The following is an 8,062-nucleotide window of genomic DNA, read 5'->3' as shown; positions in this document are numbered from 1 at the left end:
CGCACTAGATTTAGGATCTAGCGCCTTACGGCGTGGGGGTTCAAGTCCCTTCACCCGCATAAATATGATTATTGTGAATAGGCCGGCTTAGCTCAGTTGGTAGAGCATCTGATTTGTAATCAGAGGGTCGAGGGTTCAAATCCTTTAGCCGGCATTTTGCTATGCGGAAATAGCTCAGTGGTAGAGCACCACCTTGCCAAGGTGGGGGTCGCGGGTTCGAACCCCGTTTTCCGCTTTGCCAAAACCACTAAACGCCGGGGTGGCGGAACTGGCAGACGCACAGGACTTAAAATCCTGCGGTGAGTGATCACCGTACCGGTTCGATTCCGGTCCTCGGCATTTGTAATATGCGCCCATAGCTCAACTGGATAGAGTGTTTGACTACGGATCAAAAGGTTAGGGGTTCGACTCCTCTTGGGCGCGTAGTCTTTTTATATTTTCGGGAAGTAGCTCAGCTTGGTAGAGCACTTGGTTTGGGACCAAGGGGTCGCAGGTTCGAATCCTGTCTTCCCGATTTTTTTTATTTTTAATTGCTTTTTACAGTATTTCGGATTATACTATCTTTAACAATTGAATATGCGCCCATAGCTCAACTGGATAGAGTGTTTGACTACGGATCAAAAGGTTAGGGGTTCGACTCCTCTTGGGCGCGTAGATACGGAATTTTCATTCCGTATCTTTTTTTGTCTTTAATTTAAAAATATTTTTAACAAAAAGCTTTCTCCTTTCATTCTCTTATTAATTTCGCTATAATTAAGGTCAATATTAGTCAAAGGAATGAATGTGATGGCACATCAAAATACTTCAGATTTAATCGAGTCATACATCAAGAAATTTTTAGAAAAAAATGAAATGATAGAGATTCAGAGAATTGAAATGGCTAATCTTTTTAATTGTGTACCTTCGCAAATCAATTACGTTATCAATACCAGATTTACGATTCAACGCGGTTATTTAGTCGAAAGCAAACGCGGAGGCGGCGGTTATATACGAATTGCAAAAGTCCAAATTTCGGATAAACGGCAAATGTTGGATCAAATCAATCATTTATTTGATAAAACGATCAATGAAAAAGATGCATTCGCAATTGTTCAAAAATTATACGAAGATCAAATTATTACGAAAAAAGAAGGGAATCTAATGCTGAGCGCAGTAGCTAAAAGTACATTGAACTTTGGCGAATACGAGAACTATATTCGTGCTCAGATTTTAAGAGCTTTTCTTGAACGTTTAAGTTATGAAGATGGGAAGTGAATCATAAATGGATGTATTATTTACGCAAAAAGCACAGATCGTGTTAGAACTTGCACAACAAGAAGCAAAAATATTCAAGCACCAATCTGTTAGTTCAGAACATTTATTACTAGCATTAGTATTAGAACCAGATGGGATAGCTGGAAAGACACTTCGCGAAATGGATATTGATGATATGGATATCCGCGAAGAAATCGAACATCTTATTGGTTATGGAGAGGTACAATCTTATACAAGAGGTGCATATCTCCCTTATTCTCCAAGAACCAAACAGATTTTTGCTTTGGCTAGCAGCGATGCACAAAAAATGGAAGCAAAGAAAATCGGTACAGAACATATATTGCTTAGCTTACTGAAAGATGAAAGTATCATGGCTAACCGAATCCTATTAAACCTAGGTGTCAGCTTGCCTAAACTTCGCCAATCCTTAAAGAAAAAAATGGGGTTGAACGAAGATGTACGCAACGGGATGAACCGCCGTCGTACACCGCAAAGTAAAAAATCAGTGAAAGGAACACCAACACTTGATTCACTTGCCAGAGATTTGACAAAATCAGCAAGAGAAAATCAATTGGATCCAGTAGTAGGACGCACAAATGAAGTCAAAAGACTGATTCAGATCCTTAGCCGACGAACAAAAAACAACCCTGTTTTAGTAGGCGAGCCTGGTGTTGGTAAAACAGCTATCGCAGAAGGTCTTGCTCAAAAAATCGTTGATGGCGAAGTACCTGATACGATGAAAGACAAACGCTTGATGATGCTGGATATGGGCTCATTAGTTGCTGGAACAAAATACCGCGGTGAATTTGAAGACCGCATGAAAAAAGTAATCGACGAAATCTATCAAGACGGCCAAATCATCTTGTTTATTGATGAATTGCATACACTGATCGGTGCTGGCGGAGCAGAAGGAGCAATCGATGCTTCAAATATTATCAAACCAGCATTAGCACGTGGAGAATTGCAGACGATTGGCGCAACAACACTTGATGAGTACCAAAAATACATCGAAAAAGACGCTGCTTTGGAAAGACGTTTTGCGCGTATCCAAGTAGATGAACCAACGGCAGATGAGACGGAAGAAATCTTAAAAGGTCTGCGTTCACGTTACGAGGAACACCATGACGTAGAAATAACAGATGAAGCAGTTAAAGCAGCCGTGCAATTGTCTGTTCGTTATATCAATTCTAGACAACTACCTGATAAAGCCATAGATCTGATTGATGAAGCTGCTGCAAAAGTACGCTTAGATCGGACGACTGAATTAACAGAAATCGATAAATTAAAAAAACAAGTCTCAGACCTAATTGATCAAAAAGAACAAGCAATTCGCCGTCAAGATTTTGAAACAGCGGCTGAATTACGCCAAAAAGAAAAGAGTGTCTATCAGAAACTAGAAAAATCAATGATGGCAGAAGCTGAAAAGAATACTGGCTATTCTGACAAAGTAACAGAAGAAGACATTGCTGCTGTGGTATCACAATGGACAGGCGTACCATTGCGCCAATTAGAGAAAAAAGAAAGCGAACGTTTGCTGGAATTAGAATCGATTCTCCACAAACGTGTCGTTGGGCAAAACGAAGCGGTCCAAGCTGTCTCAAGAGCGATCCGCAGAGCCCGCAGCGGATTGAAAGATCCAGAACGCCCAATCGGTTCATTCATGTTCTTAGGGCCAACAGGAGTCGGGAAAACAGAGTTAGCAAAAGCATTGGCAGAAGCAATGTTTGGCAGTGAAAATGCATTGATCCGTGTCGATATGTCAGAATTCATGGAAAAATACAGCACAAGCCGCTTGATTGGCTCACCTCCAGGATATGTCGGTTACGATGAAGGCGGACAATTAACCGAAAAAATCCGTCAAAAACCTTATTCTGTGGTCTTGCTTGATGAAGTTGAAAAAGCTCATCCAGATGTTTTCAATCTATTACTTCAAGTCTTCGATGATGGACATTTGACTGATTCAAAAGGTCGAAAAGTTGATTTTAGAAATACCATCATCATCATGACTTCAAATATTGGCGCAACACAAATTCGAGAAGAAAAAAATGTCGGATTTAATGTCCAAGACATAACAAAAGACCATAAAGTAATGCAAAAACGTATCTTGGAAGAGCTGAAAAAAGCATTCCGTCCAGAATTCCTAAACCGAATCGATGAAACGGTCGTATTCCGTTCACTAGAAAAAGATGAAATCCATGAAATCGTCCAAATCATGAGCAGAACAATCGTCAAACGTTTAGCAGAACAAGGTGTGAAAATCAAAATCACTCAAGCTGCAATCGATGTGATCGGAAAAGTCGGTTTTGATCCAGAATATGGTGCAAGACCAATCCGCCGAGCATTGCAAAAAGAAGTAGAAGATCGTCTAAGCGAAGCATTATTAAGCGGACAAATCCATCTTGGCGATCATGTAACGATTGGCGGTTCAAAAGGTAAAATCACTTTAAATGTACGAAAGCCCAAACCTAAACAAAAAAATCTAGTCCCTCAAGCATAATAAAAGATTATACAGACTGGAACTTGTCATTCATTGACAAGTCCCAGTCTTTTTTTATTAAAAATAACAAATATTTTTTCAAAATAGAAAAATCGGTATTTTGAACATCAGATAAATTTGTTTTGTTTGATATAAGATAGCCGCTCTCTTTTAAAAAAATCCCCTCTTTGAAACTTTCAAAAATCCGACTTTAAATAAAAGTTCTATTGGAAAGTTCTGACAGCTATGCTACTATTATGACGTTGCAGAAGGAGGTAAACATGATAGAAATCATTACGACTATCGAGTCCCTGGCTCAAGCAGAAGAATTGCTGGAAGCAGGCGTAGATACTTTATATTTTGGCGAAGAGACATTTGGTCTAAGACTGCCTCATTCTTTTACACGAGAAGAGCAGCGCCAATTAGTAGAATTGATTCACAAACATGGTAAAAAAGCGAATATCGCTGTGAACGGGCTCATGCACCCGGAAAAAATGAAAAAAATCCCTGAATATCTTCGTTTCCTAAAAGAGATCAATGTGGATGTCATCACTGTCGGAGATACTGGGGTCATTTATACAATGAAAAAGAATGCTGACCTTCAAATACCTTATATATACGATGGTGAGACACTTGTGACTAGTTCACGTCAAATCAATTTTTGGGGCAAAAAAGGAGCAGTTGGCGCAGTATTAGCGAGAGAAGTGCCTTTTGAAGAAATGAAGAAAATGCAGGAAATGTTAGAGATCCCTGCAGAAGTACTCGTTTATGGGGCAACATGTATTCATCAATCTAAACGTCCGTTATTGCAAAACTATTATAACTTTACCAAACAAGATGAAGAAGTCAGCCGTGAACGTGGGCTTTTCATCTCAGAACCCAAAAAGGACGAAACACATTATTCTATTTATGAAGACACGCATGGTACGCATATTTTTGCGAATAACGATATCAATTTAAGTAATGAATTGCAGTTGCTATTTGACGAAAATTACCGTACGTGGAAATTGGATGGTATCTTTACTCCCGGTGATCGGTTTATTGCTGTCGCGAAAATTTTTGTAGAAGCTAAACAAAAAATCGAGTCAGGAACTTGGACACCAGAAGAACAAGAAGCCGCAACTCAAAGAATAAAAGAATTACACCCTGAAAATCGAGAATTAGATACAGGATTCTTTTACCTAGATCCTGAAGCAATCAAGTAAAGGAGTACAGGATGAATGATTACTGAAAAGAAAAAATTAAAACGTCCAGAAGTCCTAGCTCCAGCTGGAACACTGGAAAAATTGAAGACAGCGATCCATTATGGTGCGGACGCTGTTTATATCGGCGGGAATGCCTATGGTTTGCGAAGCCGTGCGGGAAACTTCTCCTATGAAGAAATGGCAGAAGGTGTGGCATTTGCCAAAGCACACAATGCAAAAGTCTATGTTGCCGCAAATATGGTCACACATGAGGGAAACCAAGAAGGAGCAGGGGAATTTTTCCGTAATTTGCGTGATGTTGGAATTTCAGCAGTGATTGTTTCTGACCCAGCATTGATCGAGATTTGTGCAACAGAAGCGCCTGGTTTGCCTATCCATTTATCGACACAAGCATCAGCAACAAACTACGAAACATTGGAATTTTGGAAAGAAGAAGGTTTAGAACGAGTTGTTTTAGCGCGTGAAGTTTCGATGGAAGAAGTAGCAGAAATCCGTAAAAACACAGATATCGAAATCGAAGCGTTTATCCATGGAGCGATGTGTATTTCTTATTCTGGACGCTGCACACTATCTAATCACATGTCTATGCGGGATGCTAACCGAGGCGGCTGTTCGCAATCTTGCCGCTGGAAATATGATCTATTCGATATGCCGTTTGGACAAGAACGCCGAAGCTTGACCAAATCAGGCGAAGTGGAAGAAGAATATTCGATGAGCGCAGTCGATATGGCAATGATCGAACACATTCCTGAATTGATTGAAAACGGAGTAGACAGCTTCAAGATCGAAGGAAGAATGAAGTCTATCCATTATGTCTCAACTGTGTCAAATGTATACAAAGCAGCCGTAGACAGCTATATGGAAGATCCTGAAAACTATGTCTGCAAACAAGAGTGGATCGATGAACTTTGGAAAGTAGCCCAACGCGAATTAGCGACAGGTTTTTACTATGATACACCTTCAGAAAATGAACAGCTTTTCGGTGCACGCCGCAAAATCCCTGTTTATAAATTTGTCGGAGAAGTTTTAGCCTATGACGAAAAAACACAAATAGCAACAATCCGTCAAAGAAATCTGTTTTCTGTAGGCGATTCGATTGAATTTTATGGACCAGGATTCAATCATTTCCATCAAACAGTAGAAGTGATGTATAACGAAGATGGCGAATCAATCGACCGTGCTCCAAATCCAATGATGGTATTGACGATGCCAGTTGCACAGCCAGTCAAACCAGGAGATATGATCCGTAAGTTGAAGGATTAAAAAGAGGTTGTGAGCAAAGCGTTATGACTTGAGCGTTAAGACTCTTTTGCCAGCTAAAATAGCTTTCCATATTTTAGCTGGCAAAAGCTTAATGCCGAAAGTTAGCTTTGTGAACACCGTTTATAAAAGAGGTTGTGAACGAGCTGTTCAGTTCAAATCAGTAAAGAAGAATCCACTAAAATAACTTTTCATGTTTTAGCGGATTTTGACTTAATGCCGAAAGTCAGCTTTGTGAATCCCTTTTGAATAGAGGTCATGAATGTATTAGATATAGAAAACGTTTTGAAATCCTCTTTCTAGACTTTTGGAAAATTTTGAGTTATTGTCTAGTTTCAGTGGAAAATTACTGAGAGATCAGGTTTTGCTGAAAAATACCAAACCATCAGAGCAACACATGAGCGACTCAGCTCGTTATGTAAAAAAAATGTACGTTTTAATAGCATTTACATATAAAATCTCTGATATCATTTACCCGTGAAACGAGGAGGAAAAAAATGGAAACTTATGATTATATAGTCGTTGGCGGAGGATCAGGAGGAATTGCTTCAGCCAACCGCGCAGGAATGCATGGCGCAAAAGTATTATTGGTCGAAGCAAAATATTTAGGTGGTACTTGTGTCAATGTTGGCTGCGTACCGAAAAAAGTGATGTGGCAAGCAAGTACGATCATCGAAACGATTGAAAGAGATGCAGCAAGCTATGGCATCAACGCAGAGATCAAGGATTTCGATTTTGCTGGTCTTGTTTCCAGACGTGAAAAATACATCGATTTTCTTCATGGAGCTTACGAACGTGGATTGAACAGCAATCGTGTCAAAGCGATCCAAGGTTATGCAACATTTGTTGACAGCCAAACAATCGAAGTAGAAGGCAAACAATATACTGCACCAAAAATTCTAATTGCAACTGGAGGTCGTCCAAGTAAAATGACGATTCCTGGCGGTGAATACGCAATAGATTCTGACGGTTTCTTCAAGATGACTGAATTGCCTAAACGTACGATCATCTTAGGGGCAGGCTATATCGCTGCTGAATTTTCAGGTGTTATCCATGGGTTAGGCGGAGAAGTGATGTGGGCTTATCGTAATGAACGTCCACTACGCACCTTTGATAAAATGTTGTCAGATAACTTGGTCGAGATGTATCAAGAAGCTGGTATCAAAACCTATGCACAGCATACCGCAAAAGAAATCAGAAAAAATGAAGACGGCAGCTATACAGTGGCGTTCGAAAATGGTGAAGAATTGACTGGAGACAGTGTTTTATTTGCCGGCGGAAGAATCGCAAATACAGAAAAATTGAATTTAGAAAACACTAATGTTGCTTTGGATGAACGCGGATTTATCAAAGTAGACAAATTCCAGAATACAACAGATCCGCACATTTTTGCTGTGGGAGATATCATTGGAAAACTCGATTTGACACCAGTTGCTATTGCTGCTGGCCGCCGATTATCTGAACGTCTATTCAATGGAAAAACAGAAGAACATTTGAACTATGATTTGGTTCCGACGGTTATTTTCACGCATCCGCCAATTGCTACAATCGGCATTACGGAAGAAGCAGCTTTGGAAAAATACGGCAAAGACCAAATCAAAGTCTATCGTTCACGTTTTACACCAATGTATTTTGCATTGAATGACTATCGTCAAAAATGTGAAATGAAATTGATCTGTTTAGGCGAAGAAGAAAAAATCATCGGCTTGCACGCAATTGGTGTAGGCGTTGATGAAATGCTGCAAGGATTCGCTGTAGCAATCAAAATGGGCGCAACTAAAAAAGACTTTGATAACACAGTAGCGATCCATCCAACTGGTGCAGAAGAGTTCGTAACGATGCGCTAAAAAATAAAAAAAGATGCCCT

The 8,062-nt window shown here is 39.9% G+C and carries 5 protein-coding genes and 7 tRNA genes (1 of these 12 only partly in view); all 12 read left to right on the top strand.

What is annotated here, in order from left to right:
• Window positions 1–59: transfer RNA gene (locus IGI64_RS12290), tRNA-Leu, on the top strand (it extends 23 nt beyond the left edge of the window).
• 22 nt (window positions 60–81) lie between these two features.
• Window positions 82–154 (top strand) — tRNA-Thr (locus tag IGI64_RS12285).
• Between the two features lie 9 nt (window positions 155–163).
• Window positions 164–235, top strand: a tRNA-Gly gene (locus IGI64_RS12280).
• Between the two features lie 18 nt (window positions 236–253).
• Window positions 254–339 (top strand) — tRNA-Leu (locus IGI64_RS12275).
• Window positions 340–349: 10 nt separating this feature from the next.
• Window positions 350–423 (top strand) — tRNA-Arg (locus IGI64_RS12270).
• Window positions 424–440: 17 nt separating this feature from the next.
• Window positions 441–514, top strand: a tRNA-Pro gene (locus tag IGI64_RS12265).
• A 64-nt stretch (window positions 515–578) separates the two neighbouring features.
• Window positions 579–652: transfer RNA gene (locus IGI64_RS12260), tRNA-Arg, on the top strand.
• Window positions 653–786: 134 nt separating this feature from the next.
• Window positions 787–1,254 carry a CtsR family transcriptional regulator gene (locus IGI64_RS12255; protein WP_034862297.1) on the top strand — a complete coding sequence of 156 codons (468 nt, stop codon included), beginning with the start codon at window positions 787–789 and terminating at the stop codon, window positions 1,252–1,254.
• Between the two features lie 7 nt (window positions 1,255–1,261).
• Window positions 1,262–3,751 (top strand): ATP-dependent Clp protease ATP-binding subunit, encoded by a 2,490-nt coding sequence (locus tag IGI64_RS12250; RefSeq protein ID WP_429940722.1) that lies wholly within the window; start codon window positions 1,262–1,264, stop codon window positions 3,749–3,751.
• Between the two features lie 260 nt (window positions 3,752–4,011).
• On the top strand, window positions 4,012–4,935 hold the full coding sequence (locus IGI64_RS12245) for a peptidase U32 family protein (protein WP_429940720.1): 924 nt from the start codon (window positions 4,012–4,014) through the stop codon (window positions 4,933–4,935).
• A 15-nt stretch (window positions 4,936–4,950) separates the two neighbouring features.
• Complete coding sequence (locus tag IGI64_RS12240; RefSeq protein ID WP_016624476.1) at window positions 4,951–6,198, top strand: peptidase U32 family protein; 1,248 nt, start codon at window positions 4,951–4,953, stop codon at window positions 6,196–6,198.
• Window positions 6,199–6,692: 494 nt separating this feature from the next.
• Complete coding sequence (gene gor, locus IGI64_RS12235) at window positions 6,693–8,042, top strand: glutathione-disulfide reductase (protein WP_429940719.1); 1,350 nt, start codon at window positions 6,693–6,695, stop codon at window positions 8,040–8,042.
• Window positions 8,043–8,062 lie beyond the last annotated feature (20 nt).

The organism is Enterococcus sp. DIV0210g, from assembly GCF_050559705.1.
In the GTDB taxonomy this organism is placed as follows: domain Bacteria; phylum Bacillota; class Bacilli; order Lactobacillales; family Enterococcaceae; genus Enterococcus_B; species Enterococcus_B faecalis_A.
The sequence above is the reverse complement of the archived record's forward strand: the minus strand, read 5'-3'. Positions and strand labels throughout refer to the sequence as shown.